Source organism: Kitasatospora dryopteridis (genome assembly GCF_050749075.1).
Lineage (GTDB): Bacteria > Actinomycetota > Actinomycetes > Streptomycetales > Streptomycetaceae > Kitasatospora.
The window spans coordinates 2707203-2725271 of the sequence record NZ_CP192749.1 but is presented as its reverse complement, the minus strand read 5'-3'; the positions used below and the strand labels follow the sequence as shown (position 1 = coordinate 2725271).

Genomic DNA, 18069 nt, shown 5'->3' with positions numbered 1-18069 from the left:
CCGGAGCCCTCCCGATGGCCACTGCCACGCCGATCACCGGCACCCCCGTCCTCGCCGACCTGCTGCCCCGTGCCACCACCCGCCTCGGCGCGCAGGCCCGCGAACTCGCCCTGGTCGCCGGCGGCGCCGCGCTCACCGGCCTCGCCGCCCAGCTCTCCGTGCCCGTGCCCGGCTCGCCCGTCCCGGTCACCGGCCAGACCTTCGCGGCCCTGCTGGTCGGCACCGCCCTCGGCGCCCGCCGCGGCATCGCCTCCCTCGCCCTCTACCTGCTGGCCGGCATGGCGGGCCTGCCCTGGTTCGCCGACGGCACCTCCGGCTGGACGATGCCCAGCCTCGGCTACGTGCTCGGCTTCGTCCTCGCCGCCGGCCTCACCGGCGCCCTCGCCCGCCGCGGCGCCGACCGCAGCCCGCTGCGCACCGCCGGCGCCATGGTCCTCGGCAACCTCGCGATCTACGCCGTCGGCGTCCCCTACCTCGCCGCCGCGCTGCACGTCCCGCTGGCGAAGGCGGCCGACCTGGGCCTCTACCCCTACCTGTTCGGCGACGCGCTCAAGGCACTGCTCGCCATGGGCGCCCTGCCGCTCGCCTGGAAGCTGCTCGGCCGCACCTCCTAATGATGTTGTCAAGCCGCTGCTGTGACCGGGAGTTCATGTTGGAAGCACCGTCCGTCACGGATCAGGGCCCACAGGACGTTGACCCGTCGCCGGGCCAGGGCGAGGACGGCCTGGGTGTGCCGTTTGCCTTCGGCGCGCTTGCGTTCGTAGAAACGACGAGACGCGTCGCAGCTGCGGATGCTGATCAGTGCGGAGGTGTAGAAGACGCGCTGCAGGCCGCGGTGGTAGCGCCGGGGGCGGTGCAGGTTGCCGCTGACATTGCCGGAATCCCGGGGCACCGGAGCGACTCCGGCAAGGCTGGCCAGGCGGTCGGCCGTGCCGAAGCGGCTCATGTCGCCTGCAGTGGCGGCGATGAACTCGGCGCCCAGCAGTGGACCGATTCCGGGCATGCTGGAGATCATCTCGGCGAGTTCGTGCTCGCGAAACCGGGCCGCAATGAGCTTGTCGATCTCGGCGATCTGCTCGTTGAGGCCCATCACCTCCTTCGCCAGGGTGTGGATCACCTGAGCGGTGATCTTCTCTCCGGGGACGGCGGTGTGCTGGCGCTCGGCCGCCTCGACAGCGGCGTCGGCGAGGACTTCGGGGCTGCGGACCTTGCGGTTGCGCAGCCAGGTCTCCAGGCGTCTGCGGCCGGTGCGGCGCAGGGCGGCCGGGGTCTGGTAGCCGGTGAGCAAGGTCAGCGGGCCGACGTTTCCCAGGTCGAGGCTCCGCTCCAACGCGGGGAAAACGGTGGTGAGTTGGCCCCGCAAACGGTTGATCCGGCGGGTGCGGTCGGCGTTCAGGTCGGCCCGGCGGTTGGTGAGGACTCGCAGCTCGATGGTGTGTTCATCATCCGGCCGCAGAACGGTCAGGTCGCGGCGCATCCGGGCCTGGTCGGCGATGACGGTGGCGTCCTTGGCGTCGGTCTTGCCGGTGCCCCGGTAGCCGGCCGATGCCCGGTTGACCGCGAGGCCGGGGATGTAATGCAACTGCTGGCCGTGGTTGAGCAGCACGCTGATCAGCAGCGTGGCCATGCCCTCGGTGACATCGACCGCCCATACGACGTCCTCGCTGATCGCCAGCACGTCGGCGAGCAGGGCAAGCAGTTCCGGCTCGTCGTTCAGCGCGCGTCGCGACAGCAGTCGCTTGCCCTCGGCGTCCAGGACCACGCAGTGGTGATGGGTCTTGCCGATGTCCACGCCCGCCCATATCTGGGGCACGGGATCCTCCGGTTCGTCGGTGTGCGCTGTTCTCCCGAACGACCTCGCCAGCGTGGTCCTACTCAGCGATGCACCCGCAGGGGCTCGCAGCTCCTAATCAGCGGCCGAGTCGTCGTGAGACACCGGGCGGCCAGGTGCGGTCGAACCATCGAGTGCAACCCGCTGAAAGCCATACCCGGCGTCTCTGGGCCTCTGGACCTTACGACGGCCCGTCCAACCCACCAACAACGTAGGACCCGCTGACCGCCCGACCGGCGCGCCCCCGGCGCACGGCCCCCTGCCGCACACCCGGACACGCGCATGCCACACTCATGGTCATGCGCGTGTACCTGGGCTCCGACCATGCCGGATACGAACTGAAGAACCACCTCGTCGAGTGGCTGAAGGCGGCCGGCCACGAGCCGGTCGACTGCGGCCCGCACATCTACGACGCCGAGGACGACTACCCGCCGTTCTGCCTGCGCGCCGCCGAGCGCACCGCCGCCGATCCGGAGGCACTGGGCGTCGTCATCGGCGGCTCGGGCAACGGCGAGGCCATCGCCGCCAACAAGGTCAAGGGCGTCCGCGCCGCGCTCGCCTGGAGCGAGCAGACCGCCGCCCTCGGCCGCGAGCACAACAACGCCAACGTCATCTCCGTCGGCGGCCGCATGCACACCCTCGACGAGGCCACCAAGTTCGTCGAGATCTTCCTCAACACCCCGTACAGCGGCGAGGCCCGGCACACCCGCCGGATCGCCATGCTGAGCGAGTACGAGACCACCGGCGAGCTCCCGCCGATCCCGGCCCACCACCCCCAGGGCTGATTCCCGTCCGACGCCGCCTGGGCCGCACGGGCCGTCAGAACCCGTGCGGCAGCCAGGGCGCCACGTCCGAGGCGAAGGCCCGCGACACCTGCGCGAGCGCGCCCGCCCGCAGCTCGGCCACCAGACCCGCCCCGGCCAGCGCCGCGAGCGTCGTCCCGCCGAGATAGGCAGCCCCCAACTCCCTTACGTCCAGCACCAGATCGGCCGGTGCGCCGGTGCGGACACAGCTCGTCGCCCGGCCCGGGCCGGAGCTCTTCAGCCGCCAGCGGCCGGCGTTCCACGGACAGAATCCGTCCACCACCTCCAGCACCGCGTCCACCGGCTGCGCATAGCCGCGCGACTCCAGCGCCGCCCCCACGTCCACCAGCCGCAGGTGGAGCGAGTCGGCCAGCCGCGCCTCCAGGCGCCGTACGTCCGACACCAGGTGCAGCAGCGGATCGTCCACCGGCAGGTTCCCCGCCTCCACGGTGTCGACCAGGTCCATGTCGATCAGATAGCGCCACAGCCGCGCGTACACCTGCGGCGTCACCGCCTCGATGTCCCGGACCTTGACCCGGCCCGCCGCATTGCCGGCCTCCGTCCAGGACACCTTCGACGAGTAGCGGGCGTAGCCGAGCAGCCGGCCGCTCTCGGTGTCCTCGGCGAGCACGCACTGGCGCGGCGAGTAGCCGCCCCGGGAGGACGGCACGTCCAGCAGCGGATGCCGCTCCCAGCCCGGGCGGCGCTCCAGCCGGCCCGGGCGCAGCGGCACCAGCGACGCGTACAGCTCCTCGCAGGCGGGCGAGGCCTCCACCGGGTCCGCCAGCCGCAGCCGCAGCGCCGGGTTGTCCGCCACCGGCAGCGACACCCGGTGGCACGGCACCGTCACCGCCATCCGCCAGGCCGCCGCGCCGAAGCCGAACCGGCCGTAGATGCCCGGCTCCGAGGCGGTCAGCGCCGCCAGCGGCTCGCGGGCGGCCCGCACGTCGTCCAGCAGCCGGCGCATCAGCACCGACAGTCCGCCGCGGCGGCGGTGCGTGGGCAGCATGCCGACCATGGTGACGCCCGCGACCGGCAGCACCGCCCCGCCGGGCACCGCCATCCGGAAGCTGAACGCGCCGCCGCCACCCACCGGCTCCGCGCCGTCGCACACCACCAGCGCGCGATGCACTTCGGTGAGCGAGCGGTACAGCGCGCGCTCCTCCGCTTCCTCCTCCTCGCCGCCGAACGCGATCTCCAGGCGGCGGTACCAGCCGTCCCACTCCTCGGCGGCCAGCGGACGAACCGTCAGTGCCGCGGCTTCTCCTGTCGTCATACGGTCACCCCTACCACCGGCGGCGCACCGTACGCGACCGACTTTTCCGGCAGCCCGTCACCACCGGGCGCGCGTGCGCCGCCACGCGCCCCGGGGCGCACCGGGAACGGCGCCCCCACCACCCGGCCGAAACCCGCCGCACCGCACCCGGGAGCCCGCGCAGCCCCGGCGCAGGCGTCGACGCCGACCCGCAACCGTGGATAAGGTCGGACCCCATGGCTGGCAGCACGGAGGGCACCACGCCCCGGACGACTGCGACGGGCCCCACCGCGAGCGCGGCCAGGGAGCCCGTGACGGCCCGGTTGCGCACGAGGCTCCGCCGGGCCCGCCGCACCCTGCGCCGAACCGGCGTCGACTACTTCCGCGGTGCCGCACCCGACTGGCTCGCCTTCGCCCTCTTCCTCGCCGCCGTCCCGGTGCTCGTCGTCCTCAACATCTGGATACCCGCCTGGGTGCCGCCCACCTCCCTGGTGCTCCCGGTGCTCGCCGGCTCCCTGCTGCTGCGCCCCGGCACCCTGGTGCTGCTGTACGCGGCCGCCGCGGTCGGCCTCTCCACCGAGTCGCTCATCCACACCGGCGAGCGGGTCGCCAGCGAGAACCCGGACACCTACGTCTACGGCGTCACCCCCGGCGCCGCCCTGGTGGTCGGCGCGGTCGGCGTCGCGGGCCTGCTGCTCGCCCAGTTCCGCAGCCGGGTCGGCGTGCCCTGGCGCGGCGGCGGCACCATGCTCTTCGACCTCCGCGAACGGCTCCGGGTGCAGAGCCAACTGCCCCGGCTGCCCGAGGGCTGGTCCGCGGACATGGCGCTGCGCCCGGCCGGCGGCCAGTCCTTCTCCGGCGACTTCGTGGTCGCCGCCCGGACGGGCCCCGGCGGCCGCATGCTGGAGGTCGTCCTGGCAGACGTCTCCGGCAAGGGCATGGACGCGGGCTCCCGGGCCCTGCTGCTCTCCGGCGCCTTCGGCGGCCTGCTCGGCTCGCTGCCCGCGCACGACTTCCTGCCCGCCGCCAACGGCTACCTGCTCCGCCAGGAGTGGGAGGAGGGCTTCGCCACCGCCGTCCACCTGGTGCTCGACCTGGACACCGGCCAGTACGAACTGCTCTCCGCCGGCCATCTGCCGGGGATGCAGCGGAGCGGCGGCACCGGCCGCTGGGAGGTCAAGGAGTCCGAGGAGGGCCCGCTGCTCGGCATCTACGACGGCGCCAAGTTCGAGGGCCTGCGCGGCCGCCTCGACCGCGGGGACGTCCTGCTGCTGTGCACCGACGGCATGGTCGAGATCCCCGGCCGGGATCTCGGCGAGGGGATGGACCGGCTGATGGGGGAGGCGGACCGGCTCGTCGTCAACGGCTTCCGCGGCGCGGCCGGGCGCCTCATCGAGACCGTCGCCAAGGACGTCAACGACGATCGCGCCGTGCTGCTGGTGTGGCGCCAGTAGCGTCTGTCAACCCCTGGGGAGTGATCTTCGGCCAATCCTCACAGCCGGACCACCCGGTGGAACACAGGCCACGGGCCTGCCGATTGGCCATTCCGGCGTGTTGACACCCGGCCCCGCCGACGGTTCGTCAGAAGGCATGGGCTATCGTCTCGGTCGGCGGAAATTCGTCTCACATGGCAGGATCTTCGCCCCGGGCTCCCGGCTAGTCCTTTACGCAGGCAGCACGAACGACCACACTGAGTCCGGGTGGGCTGGTCGATGCTCGGGGGATTGGGGGCGGCAGGTGCGGCAGACAGCAGGCGGTATCGGCGCCACGGGCACCTCCACGACGGCGGGATCGGTCGACTCGTGCCAGGGACGGTCGGCGCAGGCCGCGGTCCGGTTTCGACACGGGGTTCCAGCACGAACCCCCGCCACAGATTGAGGAAGTGAGTCCGGGTGGCCTTCTCCGTCTCCGCGTTGTTCCTGTTCGGCGTCATCGTCGTGATCTTCATCCGCAACAAGCAGCTGAAGACCAGCCACGCGATCGTCGCAGCGCTCTTCGGCTTCATGGTGAGCCAGTCCACGGCGGCCCGGCCGATCCAGGACTTCCTCAACCAGCTGGCGAAGACCATCTCGTCCGTGGCGAGCTGACCCGCCCTACTGCCCGACCCCGGCCCGCCGCCAGCGCGCCAGCAGCCCGCGCCGCACGGCCGGCGCGGCGGCCGGCGGCACCTCGGCGGCGGCCGGAGCGGCCTGCGCCGCCGCCGCGCCGTCCGGCACCAGCAGGACGAACAGCCTTGCCCAGCACAGCCGTTCGCCGCGCGGCCAGTCGAGGCCGCGCAGCGCGGCCGAGGCCTGCTCCGACACGGTGCCGTTGATCCGCACCTCGGCGACGTCCTCCCCGGCCCGGCCGCCGAGGAACAGCTTCACCCCGGTCACACCGGTGCCCGCCGACAGCGCCAGGGCCCCGGCGAGCGCCGGCAGCACCTGGTGGTCCGCAAGCCACTCCGCCAGCAGGTCGCTGCCGAAACCGAAGACCGCAGCCGGACCCTGCACCGCCTGCCATCCCGGGAGCTCCGCCGGGCGGCAGCGGTCGGCGTGCTCGCCGCGCCCGTCCTGCAGCTCCACCACGGCCGCGGCCGTGGTGGTCGCCCACATCCGTACCGCGCTGTCGAGCCGCTCCTCCTCGGTGCGGCCCAGGCCCGCCGTGCAGTCCCACACCACCGGGCCGTCCGCCTGCCCCAGGTTCAGCACGAAGCCCAGGTCCACATGGCCGGCCGCACCGCCCTCTCCCGGATGCTCGCGGACCGCCACCGCCGTCGTCCCCGGGCCGCGCACCACGCTGCCCTCGACCGTGAACCGCTGCCCGTACCGGGCGGCCATCTCGCGCACCACGCTGCGCTGGATCACGTCCAGCCGGGACTGCGGCCGCACCCGCGACTCCTCGCTCGAAAAGGGGCTCGAACACCGATCGCGAGCGAGGTTATCGGCCCGGGCCGACGGCCTGCAGAGGGGCCCGCGTGACCAGCGTCACCGGGTGGGCCATGATCCGTGCCCGGCCGCGACCGGCCGCGCACACGGGGTGTCCGATTTGCCGGACTGCTGATGATCCGGACACGTACGGTCACTGCATCGACTGCGCTCCGCCCACCACTCGCGGGCGGAGAGTGACCCTCCGGGCGGCCGTCGACGGTCCGTGAGGCCGAGACGCTTGCCTCCGAGGCGCCCATCGGGTTTTCCTCGAGTCCTGCCCGGCCACCGGCTGGGCGGGCCACCGGGCGGAACGCCGAGTCCTGCCGCCGCCCGGGGTCACGCACCATTCCGTGCACGGCAGGAGCGGGGGACCCAAGGTAAGTCGCCGCACCGGGCAATCCGGGACGGCTTGGGGTGAAGTCGCGCCTTTTCGCGACCGGGCGAACTCCCCGCCCGAACCCGACAGCTCACCTCGCAGGCGTCGGAGAGGAACAACTCCATGTCCGTTCTGGGCACCCGTCTGTCCCGCGTCGCCGTCGCCACCGGTGTGGCCGCCGCCGCCATCGCCATCCCCGCCACCGCCGCCAGCGCCCACAGCGCCCCCGCCGCGGCCCCGGCCGCCGCCCAGGCTGCTGCGCCGGCCGCCGCCCAGGCCGCCGCGCCCGCGCAGGCTCCCGCTGCCGCTCCGGCCGCCGACACCACCTACAAGGTCGTCCGCGGCGACACCCTTTCCAAGATCGCCAACGCGCAGCACGTCGACGGCGGCTGGAAGAAGCTGTACCAGGACAACCGCCAGGTCATCGGCGGCAACCCGAACCTGATCTTCCCGGGCCAGAAGCTGGCCGTCGGCGGCGCCGCCGTGCAGGCCGCCGCGCCGCAGGCCGCTGCTCCCAAGGCTGCTGCTCCCAAGGCCGCTGCGCCGAAGGCTGCTGCGCCGCAGGCCGAGGCGAAGAAGGCCGACACCGCCGCCGCCTCCCGCTCCGAGAAGCGCACCCCGGTCCAGGCCGCCCCGAAGCCGGCCGCCCCCAAGACCGAGGCCGCCAAGCCGGCTGCCCCGAAGCCCGCCGCCGCCCCGAAGACCGAGGCCGCCAAGCCGGCCGCGGCCGCCTCCGGCTACGTCGCCCCGGTCTCCTCCGGCCTGGGCACCCCGTACCACAAGGCCGGTTCCAACTGGTCCAGCGGTTACCACACCGGCGTCGACTTCGCCGTCAGCACCGGCACCTCCATCCACGCCATCGCCGGCGGCACCGTCGTCGAGGCCGGCTGGGGCGGCGCCTACGGCAACAACGTCGTCATCAAGCACGCCGACGGCAAGTACTCCCAGTACGCCCACTTCTCGGCGCTGAAGGTATCGGTCGGCCAGACCGTCACCGCCGGCCAGGTCATCGGCCTCTCCGGTGCCACCGGCAACGTCACCGGCCCGCACCTGCACTTCGAGATCCGCACCACCCCGTCGTACGGCTCCGACATCGACCCGGTCGCGTACCTCGCGGCCCACGGCGTCCGCGTCTGACGCACACCGCCGCACGGCACCACACCCGAAGGCCCGACCCGGGGATCAACCGATCCCGGGGCCGGGCCTCGGCCGTTCTCCGCCGGCCTGCGGCTGCGCGGCCGCGGCGCGGAAGTCGTATCCGCAACTCCCACAGACCAGTACGCCGCGCCGGACACCGTTCCCGCAGACCGGGCAGTCCCGCCGCCCCCGCCGGTCGGTGACCAGCCACAGCACGCCGAGGATCACGTCACCCATGGCCCAGAGCACGACGATCAGCGTCGCACCGATGCCGGTCCCGACGTTGCTCGCCTCGCAGTCCGTCAGGGCGTTGCCCACCAGGCCGTCGCAGTCCCGGGCGGTCGAGGCCACACCGGAAACCAGCCAGATCAGCATGACCAGGTTGAAGAGAAGGATCACCCAGGTGAAGAACCGCCAGTGGGGTAACCGCCACCGCTGACCGCCGCCCGGTACGTTCGTCTGCTGCCCTGTTCCCATCGGAACCACCCCGTTCCGCCGGCACACGGCCAGCGCCCGGGGACGGGGGCCGCCGCCGATGTTCGCCTCACCTTCCAGGCTCTCCCCGGCCGAATGGGCGGGCAACAGCACGACCGGCGGACTGCGAACGTGCGGACACAGAGGGCCTCGCAACAGCCTGAACAACCACCGCTCGGTCGCCCCGGAGGGGAAACGGGGTGGTGTTCGCAGGGCCCACGGGCGTGGCGCCGCGCCGCAACCCCCCCGGCCGGGGCTCGGCAGAGGGCGTGCGCCGGGGTGGGAGTCGGCGGTCTCCACTTCCGTGACGCAGAACAGAGCACGAGCGGTCGATCGTGCGGGCGGTCCGTGGACTGGTGAGCGAGGCCGTCCACGGGCACGGAACGGGCGTGGCGGCCTGAAATTCCCTCAGACGACGAAGGCCCCAGCTCTGCGATCAGGTCGCTGAGCTGGGGCCTTCGTGTTGGAGCGGGCGACGGGAATCGAACCCGCGTGGCCAGTTTGGAAGACGACGGCACTGGATGTGGGCTGAGCTGGCGACTCGCTGACCTGCGGGGGAGCGGGGCGCCTCGCCGTTGTTCCCCGGGATTCCCCGCCGAGGCCTGGCCGAACGGGCACGCAAGGGGCACGGTGCGGCTCACAGCAGCTTGTACGCCCACCGCTCGGTGGCCCAGTCGCCCGACGGCCGCTCGACCGCCCCTGAGGCCCGTAGAACGGCTACAGAGCGCGCCTCGGCGCACACCTGATCACCCGGCATCAGGAAGAGCGGCTGATCCAGCGTGAAGACGTAGCAGCCCGGCTCGAAGTCGACCCGGTTGAGCAACAGCATCCTTGGCGCGGTGATCCGCGGCCCCGCGAGCATCATGCCGGCCATGGTCTACGGCCTCGGCCGGGAGAACCAGCAGATTTACAGGCCGCTGACCAAACACGCTCTGACCATGTCACTCTCGATCTTCGGCCCAGTTTGGTCCGTCGTTGGTCCGGATCATGCCGGGAAGGGCCTTCAGTCCGGAAGACTAATGGCGGGGCCTCGCCCTCATAAGAGCCATCTGTGGAGCTCGGATTTGGCTGCATGATGCGGGTGGGTGGTTCTACGGTGGTCGCATTCATGACGGGACGTCGGATCGGGATGGGTGCAGTGGATATTCTTCTGGTGGATGCGGTGGCGGCCGTGCGGGACGAGCTCATCGCTGCGGCAGCCGTGGGTGGAAGCCATCCGGACGTGGTGTTCGCGGTGGGTCCGGTGGAGATGGAGTTCGAGGTCGAGGTACGGGCGGACGCGAAGGCGAAGGCCGGGTTCAAGCTGTGGGCCGTTGGCGCGGAGACCGAGGCTGGGGTGTCCCGGGGGCGTACGCATCGCGTGTCCTTCACGCTCACGCCTCGCAACGTCCGCGGTGGTGACCTGCTGGTCGCCGGTGCTCCGCGCCTGTCCAGCGACGAGGAGACCGAGGAACTTATCCCCGAATGATCACCTCCAGGGTGATCCCTACCGGACAGCGAGTTCAGGTTTTCGACGTGAGCGGGAGTTGGGGTGGAGCGGGGTCGCCTGATGGCGGTGACCGGGCCCGGTGGTCCGGGGTCGGGGTATGTGGTGGGTGGCCGATTGGTGCTGACCTCCGCGCACGTCGTGGGGCGGGCCGGAGCACGGGTGCAGGTGATCCACCCGGACGCGCCACGCCGTAAGGGCGAGCCGTCACCCGACGGAACGGTGGTGTGGTGCGGTACCGCAGGTGGCCGGGACGACGCCGCTCTGGTCCTGGTCGAGGAGGACCAGCGGTGGCAGGCGCCAGTAACTACGGTGCGCTGGGGGCGGATGGTCACCGATCGGCCCGGTACGGGGTGCGAGACCTGGGGCATGCCGGACGTCGCCCAGTGCGAAGGCAAGGCGGTTGAGGCCGTACAGCTGCGCGGGGAGATGAATCCGGGCAGCGGACGCAACCGGTACGTGATGGACCTTGCCCAGCATCCCCCTCGGTGGCCGTCCGACGATACGTCTCCGTGGGGCGGCCTATCAGGCGCGGCAGTGTTCTGCGGCCGCCTGCTCGTCGGCGTGGTTACCTCCGACCGAGCGCACTCCGCCAACGCGCAGCTCAACATTGCACCCGCCTACGTACTGCACCACGATTCCGACTTTCGCGCCGCCCTTGCCGCATACGGCGCCGCTCCTACCGGTCTGGAGGCAGTGGAGCTTCAGCACCTCGCCGACCCGAGCGCCTCACCCGGCGGCCCAGGTTGCCGCCTCGCATCGCCGGCGGCGTTACTCCAAGCGGGGCGGCAGATCGTCCCCTTCCATGGCCGCCAGCAGCTGCTGGACGAGCTGACGGGTTGGTGTGCCAGGAGTGGATTCGGGGCGTGGCTGCTGCACGGACCTGGCGGACAGGGCAAAACCCGCCTTGCCCACCAGCTGGGTTCGCTCCTCACCGCGGACCGGTGGGCCGTGCTGTGGCCGCGCCCGGAGGCCACGGCAGACCAACTTAGGGAGATCCGCCACGCTGCCAAGTCGCTGCTGGTTGTGCTCGACTACGCCGAAACTCGTCCCGGCCAGCTGGCTGCGGTGGTCGAGGCCGCCGCCGAGCATCCCGGCGCTACGCCGCTCAAGCTGCTGCTGCTGGCCCGGACCGCTGGGGACTGGTGGCGCCAGGCCAGCACCGCCAGCAGCCTCGCCCAGGACTACCTGGACTCCGCACACACCCGATTGCTAGGTCCTCTTGAGGATGACCCGGCCGCTCGGCCCGATGCTTACCGCGCTGTCGCCGGAGCCTTGGCCGCCTCTCTCAGCAAGGTTGAGGGCCTAGCCGGACACGACTGGCTTGACACTGTGAACAGCCTGCCCCTGCCCGCGCGGCTAGGCCAGGATGCCTACGGCAACGCCCTCACCCTTCACATGACCGCCCTAGCAGACCTCCTCGACACCACCACCAGTCCCGGTAAGCCGGCCAGCCTCAACAGGTCCGAATTGCACCATGAGTTGAGCAACACGACACGCGAGAAAGCCGAGGATGTCGAGGACCGGCTACTGGGGCACGAGCGCCGGTACTGGCGCCACGGCGCCGCCTCACACGGCATCACACCGGGTCTGTCCGCCGCCACGCTGGAGACGGCCCTTGCTGCCGCCAATCTGGCTAGCGCCGCCGACCGCGAGAACGACTACTCAGGTTGAACTCGTCTTGTCGTAGGCGCTGACGGACCTTGATCCCTGCGGTACGACATCGGAGTGCGATACGCGCAGGGGGGCGGGTTCACCGCCCAGGAGCAACAGCGTCGGGAGCGGGTGCGGCTGGAGGCCGCCGAGCGGTTCGAACGGGGCGACGGCAACCGGGTGATCGCGGTCGACCTGCGGGTCACCGTGCGGTCGGTGGAGCGGTGGCGTCAGGCCTGGCGGCAGGGCGGTTCGGCCGGCTTGGAGTCGAAGGGGCCGCAGTCCGTGCCCCGGCTCGGTGAGCGGCAGTTCACCCAGCTGGAGCGGGAGCTGGAGAAAGGGCCGCTCGCTCACGGCTGGGAGGACCAGCGGTGGACGCTGGCGCGGATCAAGACTCTGATCGGCCGCCGGTTCCACGTCTCCTACACCGTCCAGGGCGTGTGGAAGCTCCTGCGGCGCAACGGGTGGTCGTGCCAGCAGCCGGTCCGCCGGGCGATCGAGCGTGACGAGGGGGCGGTCGAGGTGTGGAAGAAGCAGGTGTGGCCGCAGGTAAAAGCCTAGTGGCGGCGCTCGGGGCCTGGCTGGTGTTCGAGGACGAGGCCGGGGTCTCGATGACGCCGGCGCGGGCCCGCACCTGGGGACGCCGCGGCCGAACGCCCGTCGTCCGGGTGCGCGGCCGCTCCCGCCGGCGCATCTCGATCGCCGCCCTGACCTGCTACAAGCCCGGAGAGCGGTCCCGACTGATCTACCGGCCCCGGCTGGACGACGGCCAGGGCAAGAGCAAGGGTCGCAAGAGCTTCGCCTGGACCGACTATCGCGACTTGATCATCGCGGCGCACACTCAGCTCGGCGGGCCGATCGTGCTGATCTGGGACAACCTGAATACTCACCTGGCCGTCGGCATGAAGGAGTTCATCGCCGCCCAGGACTGGCTCACCGTCTACCAGCTGCCCCCGTACGCGCCCGACCTCAACCCGGTCGAGGGCATCTGGTCGCTGCTGCGACGCGGCTTCCTGGCCAACGTCGCCTTCGCCGATCCCGACCACCTCGTGCAGACGGTCAGACGCGGCTTACGGAAGATCCAGTATCGGCCGCAGCTCATCGACGGCTGCCTGACCGCGACCGGGCTGACCACTGCTTTGCCGTGATCGCGTCCAACCCCGGCAGGTCTTGAACGGATCAGCGAACGCCACGTGGTCCGCGAGCGATGATCGGCGAGCCACCGTCCTGCGGCAGGACGACGAGGAACCGCCAGAGGTCGTACTCGACGTTCGCCAATCCGATTGTCGCCGCGGACGCGAAAGCCTCGGCAGCAGGCCCGGCACCGTCCGTCAGCTCATCGAGCCTTGCATAGAACTTCTCCAGATCTGTGGAGCGGCCGTTGAGCCACAATCGGACGTTCGCCCCCTTGCGAAGCGCGGCGAGCAACTCGTCACGCATCGCGCCCTTGGCCGATTCTAGGACCCGGTCGTGAAGGCGCTCCTGGATACACGGCTGCGTCGGGGACGCGTCAGCCTCCTGGCCACACCGCCGGCACGACTGCAGGGCGCCGGGAACGAAAAGATGCAGATACCGGGTGGTATGCCGGGCTGAGATGCCGCACAGCGTCCCGCGCCCGCCCGCCGCATGCTCGACACCGGGAACGCCGTTCACCTCGCAGGCACCGAAGCGGGCCGCATCCACGCGCTGTTGCAAACGACCAGTCATCGTTCGGCGCATCGATCACGCGGACGAGCATGCCACAGCCGCCCCTCGCCTGATCTCGATCACCGACATCGCGAGTTCAACCTGAGTACCTACCTCCCCAACCTCGCCGTGTCCCTGAACAACCTGGCCCTCCAGCTGGGCGAGCTGGGCCGGCGGGAGGAGGGCCTGGCCGCGATCCGCGAAGCCACAGCCCACTACCGCGCACTCGCCGAAGCGAACCCGGACGCCTACCTCCCCAACCTCGCCGCATCCCTGAACAACCTGGCCATCCGGCTGGGCGGGCTGGGCCGGCGGGAGGAGGGCCTGGCCGCGATCCGCGAAGCCGTCGACATCCGCCGCACACTCGCCGAAGCGAACCCGGACGCCTACCTCCCCGGCCTTGCCATGTCCCTGAACAACATCTCCGTCCGGCTAGGCGAGCTGGGCCGGCAGGAGGAGGGCCTGGCCGCGATCCGCGAAGCCACAGCCCACTACCGCGCACTCGCCGAAGCGAACCCGGACGCCTACCTCCCCGACCTCGCCGCATCCCTGAACAACCTGGCCATCCGGCTGGGCGGGCTGGGCCGGCGGGAGGAGGGCCTGGCCGCGGTCCGTGAAGCCGTCGATATTCGCCGCGCACTCGCCGAGGAGAGCCCGGAGGCCTACCTCCCCGACCTCGCCGCATGCTTGAACAACATGTCCGTCTGGCTGGGCGAGCTGGGCCGGCGGGAGGAGGGCCTGGCCGCAATCCGCGAAGCCGTCGACATCCGCCGCACACTCGCCGAGGAGAGCCCGGACGCCTACCTCCCCGACCTCGCCATGTCCCTGAACAACATCTCCATCCAGCTGGGCGAGCTGGGCCGGCAGGAGGAGGGTCTGGCCGCGGTCCGCGAAGCCACAGCCCACTACCGCGCACTCGCCGAGGAGAGCCCGGACGCCTACCTCTCCGACCTCGCCATGTCCCTGAACAACCTGGCCATCCGGCTGGGCGGGCTGGGCCGGCGGGAGGAGGGCCTGGCCGCAATCCGCGAAGCCGTCGACATCCGCCGCACACTCGCCGAGGAGAGCCCGGAGGCCTACCTCCCCGACCTCGCCGTGTCCCTGAACAACCTGGCCATCCGGCTGGGCGAACTGGGCCGGCAGGAGGAGGGCCTGGCCGCAATCCGCGAAGCCACAGCCCACTACCGCGCACTCGCCGAGGAGAGCCCGGACGCCTACCTCTCCGGCCTCGCCGTGTCCCTGAACAACATCTCCGTCCGGCTAGGCGAGCTGGGCCGGCGGGAGGAGGGCCTGGCCGCGATCCGCGAAGCCACAGCCCACTACCGCGCACTCGCCGAGGAGAGCCCGGACGCCTACCTCCCCGACCTCGCCATGTCCCTGAACAACCTGGCCATCCGGCTGGGCGAACTGGGCCGGCAGGAGGAGGGCCTGGCCGCGATCCGCGAAGCCGTCGACATCCGCCGCGCACTCGCCGAAGCGGGACCTAGGTTTTTCGGGGATGACCTACAGCAATCGATGGGTGTCATGGCCTGGCTTGAGACGATTCCCCGGTAGCTCCATGTGGACAGCTGGTAGTACACCGCACGCGGGTGGTGGAGCGGTTTTGGCCGGTGTCCTGTCCGGGCTAGGGTCGAGCATGATCGGGGGCCGTAAGCTTGCCCGCGATCTCGGGCAGGCTCCTCGCCTGTCCGCAATCTGGCCGAGTGGCCCCCCGGTCTTGCTCGACGCGGGTCCCGGTCCGGGCAGGTGGGTAAAACCGCGGAGCCGCCCGCCCCGGCCCCGACGGGCCCGGTTCTGACGTTTGCCCTTCCGCGCCTTCCTCCGCCCGTGCGGGGGTGGAAGTTGGGACCTGTCCGTCTCTGCCCCGGCCTTAGCTCTTCGCCCCTTGTGGGCGCGGCCGACGATGGCGAAGCCCCAGCCGGGGCGAAGACAGGAGGCGGGGCGCGCGCCGGAGGAAGGCCGGCGCCGCCGCGCGCAGCGCGGCACCCCGAATATTGTGAGGCTACGTCTAGTAGTTCAGGAGGCCGGGAATCCTCGCCGGTGATCTCCGATCCCGCCGTGATGCGCCTTCCCCGTGGGCTCCGCCCGCCCCGCCCGCCGAGCGGAGCGAGGCGCCTTGAACCCGTAGAGAAGGTTTTTACGCGCTCGTGGGACCTGTTGTCGGCGGCGGCTGAATTCGGGCCGGTATCGACGGTTCAGTTGTGGGCCAGCCGCGGTCTCGCTGGATGGTGTGTGTCAGTCGTTGTCGTTCATGGGGACGTGCCCGAGTTCCCGCCCCCGCATGCGGTAGGACTCGCCTTTGAGGGAGTGGACCTCGGCGTGGTGGACGAGCCGGTCGATCATGGCCGCGGCGACGGTCTCGTCACCGAAGACCTCTCCCCAGCGCCCGAAGGGCTTGTTCGAGGTGACGATCACGCTCGCCCTCTCGTATCTGTTCGAGATCAGCTGGAAGAACAGGTTCGCGGCCTCCGGTTCGAAGGGGATGTAGCCCACTTCATCGACCACGATCAGTGGGTAACGGCCGAGCTTGACCAGTTCGTCCTGGAGCCGGTCGGCCTGGTGGGCGGCGGCCAGGCGGTCGACCCACTGGGCGGCGGTGGCGAACGCGACCCGGTGGCCGGCCTGGCAGGCCCGGACGGCGAGTCCGGTGGCCAGGTGTGTCTTGCCGGTGCCCGGCGGGCCGAGGAAGACGACGTTCTCGCGGGCGGTTATGAAGTCCAGTGTGCCCAGATGAGCGAGTTGTTGGCGCGTTATGCCCCGCAGGTGGGATGCGTCGATCTCCTCGATGGTCTTGACCGAGGGGAAGCGGGCGGCCCGGATGCGTTGCTCGCCGCCGTGGCTGTCGCGGGCGGAGACCTCGCGTTGCAGACAGGCGACGAGGTATTCGAGGTGGGTCCAGGACTCGGTGCGGGCGCGCTCCGCCAGGCGCTCGGCGGCGTCCAGCAAAGCGGGCGCCTTCATCGCGCGGGAGAGGAAGGCCAGGTCGGCGGTGGTCTGTCGGCCGGTTTGGGCCGCCGGTGTGTCGGTGGCGGTTGTGGCGTTGGGAGCGGAGGTGCGGGCCATCAGGTGTCCTCCTTTCCGGCGCCGCCCTCGATGAGGGTGAAGATGCGGTCGTAGGAGCCGAGCTGGCGTTGTTCGACCTCGATGCCCAGGTCGTCGAGTGCGAGGGCGGTCAGGCCGCGGGCCTGGGCGCGGGAGGCGCGCTGGTGGATTGCCTGGCCGCGAAGGGTTTCGGCCGCGGCGGCGTGCTCGGGGTCGGTGATGGTCTGGTGCCGGGCCCAGCAGCGGGCGTGGCGGGCGACGGTCTCGCCGGTGCGGGTGGTGGCGGTGATCTCCTCGGTGTCAGCCCGGATGGTGATCTGCTGGCCGATGGCGCGGGGGTGGACGGAGTAGTCGCAGGTGTCGACGCGGATGTAGTGGTCACGGCCCAGTCGGGTGCTCTGGGGCCACCAGTGGGGCGGGGCGACCGGTGGCAGGGTGAGCATCGCGCCCCGGTCGGCTTCCCAGCGTTCGGTGGGCCGGCAGCCGATCGTGCGGTGGTGTCGGCGGTTGGCGATCTGCAGCCATGCGGTGAGCTGGGTGTTGAAGTCGCCGGGTCCGGCGAATGTGCGGCCGGGCAGGAAGCTGGTCTCCAGATAGCCGTTCACCCGCTCCACCAGTCCTTTCGCCTCCGGATCGCGGGGCCGGCAGAGGCGGATCCTGATCGCGAGCAGGCCGGCGAACGCCGCGAACTCCGAGGTCAGCTTCCCCTGGCCGACGCCACTCTCGTTGTCCCAGACCAGCGTCTTCGGGACGGCCTGCCAGCCGGTCAGCAGCCGCCAGTGCCCATCGATCAGGTCGGCGGTGGTCCGGGACGGCAGCATCCGAGCCGTGATCATTCGTGAATAGCCCGCCACCATGACCAGCACCGGCGGGCGTCCCGTTTGTCCGTAACCCAGCGGGATGTCCACCGGTGGGAACCACAGATCGCACTGGGCGAGCTCACCTGGCTGGTAGACCGTCCGCGAGACGGGATCCACGGGAAGGTAGCCGGGCCGCAGTTCGCGCACGCGTTCCTTGAGGATGGTCAGCCCGCGTGTCCAGCCGATCCGCTCGGCGATCACCGTGGCCGGCATCGTCGGCGTCTGCTTCAGCAGCTCGCGGATGGCCGGCTCGAAGACGTCGACCGCCGATCCCTTCAGCGGGCGCTGGTAGACCGGCGGCCGGTCCGAGGCCAGGGCCCGTGCCACGGTGCCCCGGGAGATCCCCAACTGCCGGGCCACGGCCCGCGCCGACAGACCCTCGGCCCGGTGCAGCCGACGGATCTCAGCCCAGTCCTCCACCCCGATCACCTCTTTCCTCCTGACTCCCGTACCAGTGAAGTCAGGATGATCAAGAGATCACGCAGTGACCCGCTTTTGATCCGCCGTCCGTGGTCCTCGTTTCACCCGTCGCCGACACCTGTTTGCTTCAGGTTGTG

Annotated in this window: 17 protein-coding genes and 1 riboswitch; of the genes, 9 read left to right on the top strand and 8 right to left on the bottom strand. The window is 71.2% G+C overall.

Annotated elements, in window-relative coordinates; all coding sequences use genetic code 11:
- Positions 1–14: 14 nt before the first annotated feature.
- Positions 15–614, top strand: coding sequence for a biotin transporter BioY (locus tag ACQ614_RS12410; protein ID WP_431678575.1), 600 nt, complete (start codon positions 15–17; stop codon positions 612–614).
- 8 nt (positions 615–622) lie between these two features.
- Here the strand turns inward: ACQ614_RS12410 and ACQ614_RS12405 are convergent, their stop codons facing one another.
- Positions 623–1813: an IS110 family transposase gene (locus ACQ614_RS12405; RefSeq protein ID WP_431678574.1), complete on the bottom strand. Its 1191-nt coding sequence runs from the start codon at positions 1811–1813 to the stop codon at positions 623–625.
- A gap of 317 nt (positions 1814–2130) precedes the next feature.
- Between ACQ614_RS12405 and ACQ614_RS12400 the strand changes: the two genes are divergently transcribed.
- Positions 2131–2616 carry a ribose-5-phosphate isomerase gene (locus ACQ614_RS12400; RefSeq protein WP_431678573.1) on the top strand — a complete coding sequence of 162 codons (486 nt, stop codon included), beginning with the start codon at positions 2131–2133 and terminating at the stop codon, positions 2614–2616.
- A gap of 34 nt (positions 2617–2650) precedes the next feature.
- Here ACQ614_RS12400 and ACQ614_RS12395 read toward each other — a convergent pair whose 3' ends face one another.
- Positions 2651–3910, bottom strand: a complete 1260-nt coding sequence (locus ACQ614_RS12395; protein WP_431678572.1) for a GNAT family N-acetyltransferase — start codon at positions 3908–3910, stop codon at positions 2651–2653.
- A 215-nt stretch (positions 3911–4125) separates the two neighbouring features.
- Between ACQ614_RS12395 and ACQ614_RS12390 the strand changes: the two genes are divergently transcribed.
- Both ACQ614_RS12390 and ACQ614_RS12385 read left to right on the top strand, forming a co-directional pair.
- Positions 4126–5343, top strand: a complete 1218-nt coding sequence (locus ACQ614_RS12390) for a PP2C family protein-serine/threonine phosphatase (RefSeq protein WP_431678570.1) — start codon at positions 4126–4128, stop codon at positions 5341–5343.
- A gap of 438 nt (positions 5344–5781) precedes the next feature.
- Positions 5782–5976: a hypothetical protein gene (locus ACQ614_RS12385; protein ID WP_363500039.1), complete on the top strand. Its 195-nt coding sequence runs from the start codon at positions 5782–5784 to the stop codon at positions 5974–5976.
- Between the two features lie 6 nt (positions 5977–5982).
- Here ACQ614_RS12385 and ACQ614_RS12380 read toward each other — a convergent pair whose 3' ends face one another.
- Positions 5983–6759, bottom strand: a complete 777-nt coding sequence (locus tag ACQ614_RS12380; protein ID WP_431678569.1) for a DUF6348 family protein — start codon at positions 6757–6759, stop codon at positions 5983–5985.
- Positions 6760–7129: 370 nt separating this feature from the next.
- Positions 7130–7294: riboswitch (cyclic di-AMP (ydaO/yuaA leader) on the top strand.
- A 3-nt stretch (positions 7295–7297) separates the two neighbouring features.
- Between ACQ614_RS12380 and ACQ614_RS12375 the strand changes: the two genes are divergently transcribed.
- Positions 7298–8311 carry a M23 family metallopeptidase gene (locus ACQ614_RS12375; RefSeq protein WP_431678567.1) on the top strand — a complete coding sequence of 338 codons (1014 nt, stop codon included), beginning with the start codon at positions 7298–7300 and terminating at the stop codon, positions 8309–8311.
- A 45-nt stretch (positions 8312–8356) separates the two neighbouring features.
- Here ACQ614_RS12375 and ACQ614_RS12370 read toward each other — a convergent pair whose 3' ends face one another.
- Together ACQ614_RS12370 and ACQ614_RS12365 are read right to left on the bottom strand one after the other, a co-directional pair.
- The gene (locus tag ACQ614_RS12370) at positions 8357–8899 is read right to left on the bottom strand and encodes a hypothetical protein (RefSeq protein ID WP_431678566.1); all 543 of its coding nucleotides are present in this window, start codon (positions 8897–8899) and stop codon (positions 8357–8359) included.
- Between the two features lie 523 nt (positions 8900–9422).
- Positions 9423–9659 carry a hypothetical protein gene (locus tag ACQ614_RS12365; protein ID WP_431678565.1) on the bottom strand — a complete coding sequence of 79 codons (237 nt, stop codon included), beginning with the start codon at positions 9657–9659 and terminating at the stop codon, positions 9423–9425.
- Between the two features lie 177 nt (positions 9660–9836).
- Here ACQ614_RS12365 and ACQ614_RS12360 point away from each other — a divergent pair, with 177 nt between their 5' ends.
- The 3 genes from ACQ614_RS12360 to ACQ614_RS12350 all read left to right on the top strand — a co-directional run bounded on the left by ACQ614_RS12360 (position 9837) and on the right by ACQ614_RS12350 (position 13072).
- The gene (locus tag ACQ614_RS12360; RefSeq protein WP_431678563.1) at positions 9837–10253 is read left to right on the top strand and encodes a trypco2 family protein; all 417 of its coding nucleotides are present in this window, start codon (positions 9837–9839) and stop codon (positions 10251–10253) included.
- Between the two features lie 180 nt (positions 10254–10433).
- Positions 10434–11945 carry a hypothetical protein gene (locus ACQ614_RS12355; RefSeq protein ID WP_431678562.1) on the top strand — a complete coding sequence of 504 codons (1512 nt, stop codon included), beginning with the start codon at positions 10434–10436 and terminating at the stop codon, positions 11943–11945.
- A 54-nt stretch (positions 11946–11999) separates the two neighbouring features.
- A protein-coding gene (locus tag ACQ614_RS12350) for an IS630 family transposase (RefSeq protein ID WP_431676048.1) occupies positions 12000–13072 on the top strand; the annotation gives its coding sequence in 2 pieces (ribosomal slippage) (positions 12000–12446 and positions 12449–13072; 1071 coding nt in all).
- 31 nt (positions 13073–13103) lie between these two features.
- Here the strand turns inward: ACQ614_RS12350 and ACQ614_RS12345 are convergent.
- Entirely contained in the window at positions 13104–13607 is a 504-nt protein-coding gene (locus ACQ614_RS12345; RefSeq protein WP_431678561.1) for a hypothetical protein, read from the bottom strand.
- Positions 13608–13739: 132 nt separating this feature from the next.
- Between ACQ614_RS12345 and ACQ614_RS12340 the strand changes: the two genes are divergently transcribed.
- Positions 13740–15164, top strand: coding sequence for a tetratricopeptide repeat protein (locus ACQ614_RS12340; RefSeq protein WP_431678559.1), 1425 nt, complete (start codon positions 13740–13742; stop codon positions 15162–15164).
- 681 nt (positions 15165–15845) lie between these two features.
- Here the strand turns inward: ACQ614_RS12340 and istB are convergent.
- Positions 15846–16673: an IS21-like element helper ATPase IstB gene (istB, locus tag ACQ614_RS12335; protein ID WP_431675965.1), complete on the bottom strand. Its 828-nt coding sequence runs from the start codon at positions 16671–16673 to the stop codon at positions 15846–15848.
- Entirely contained in the window at positions 16673–17941 is a 1269-nt protein-coding gene (gene istA / locus ACQ614_RS12330) for an IS21 family transposase (RefSeq protein ID WP_431678558.1), read from the bottom strand. The genes istB and istA overlap by 1 nt, the downstream gene beginning before the upstream one ends.
- Between the last annotated feature and the right edge of the window lie 128 nt (positions 17942–18069).

Excerpts from the sequence above, each read along its gene's own strand:
- ACQ614_RS12410 (WP_431678575.1), top strand. The coding sequence starts at position 15 with ATGGCCACTGCCACGCCGATCACCGGCACCCCCGTCCTCGCCGACCTG.
- ACQ614_RS12400 (WP_431678573.1), top strand. The coding sequence starts at position 2,131 with ATGCGCGTGTACCTGGGCTCCGACCATGCCGGATACGAACTGAAGAAC.
- ACQ614_RS12395 (WP_431678572.1), bottom strand. The coding sequence starts at position 3,910 with ATGACGACAGGAGAAGCCGCGGCACTGACGGTTCGTCCGCTGGCCGCC.
- ACQ614_RS12390 (WP_431678570.1), top strand. The coding sequence starts at position 4,126 with ATGGCTGGCAGCACGGAGGGCACCACGCCCCGGACGACTGCGACGGGC.
- ACQ614_RS12375 (WP_431678567.1), top strand. The coding sequence starts at position 7,298 with ATGTCCGTTCTGGGCACCCGTCTGTCCCGCGTCGCCGTCGCCACCGGT.
- ACQ614_RS12365 (WP_431678565.1), bottom strand. The coding sequence starts at position 9,659 with ATGGCCGGCATGATGCTCGCGGGGCCGCGGATCACCGCGCCAAGGATG.
- istB (WP_431675965.1), bottom strand. The coding sequence starts at position 16,673 with ATGGCCCGCACCTCCGCTCCCAACGCCACAACCGCCACCGACACACCG.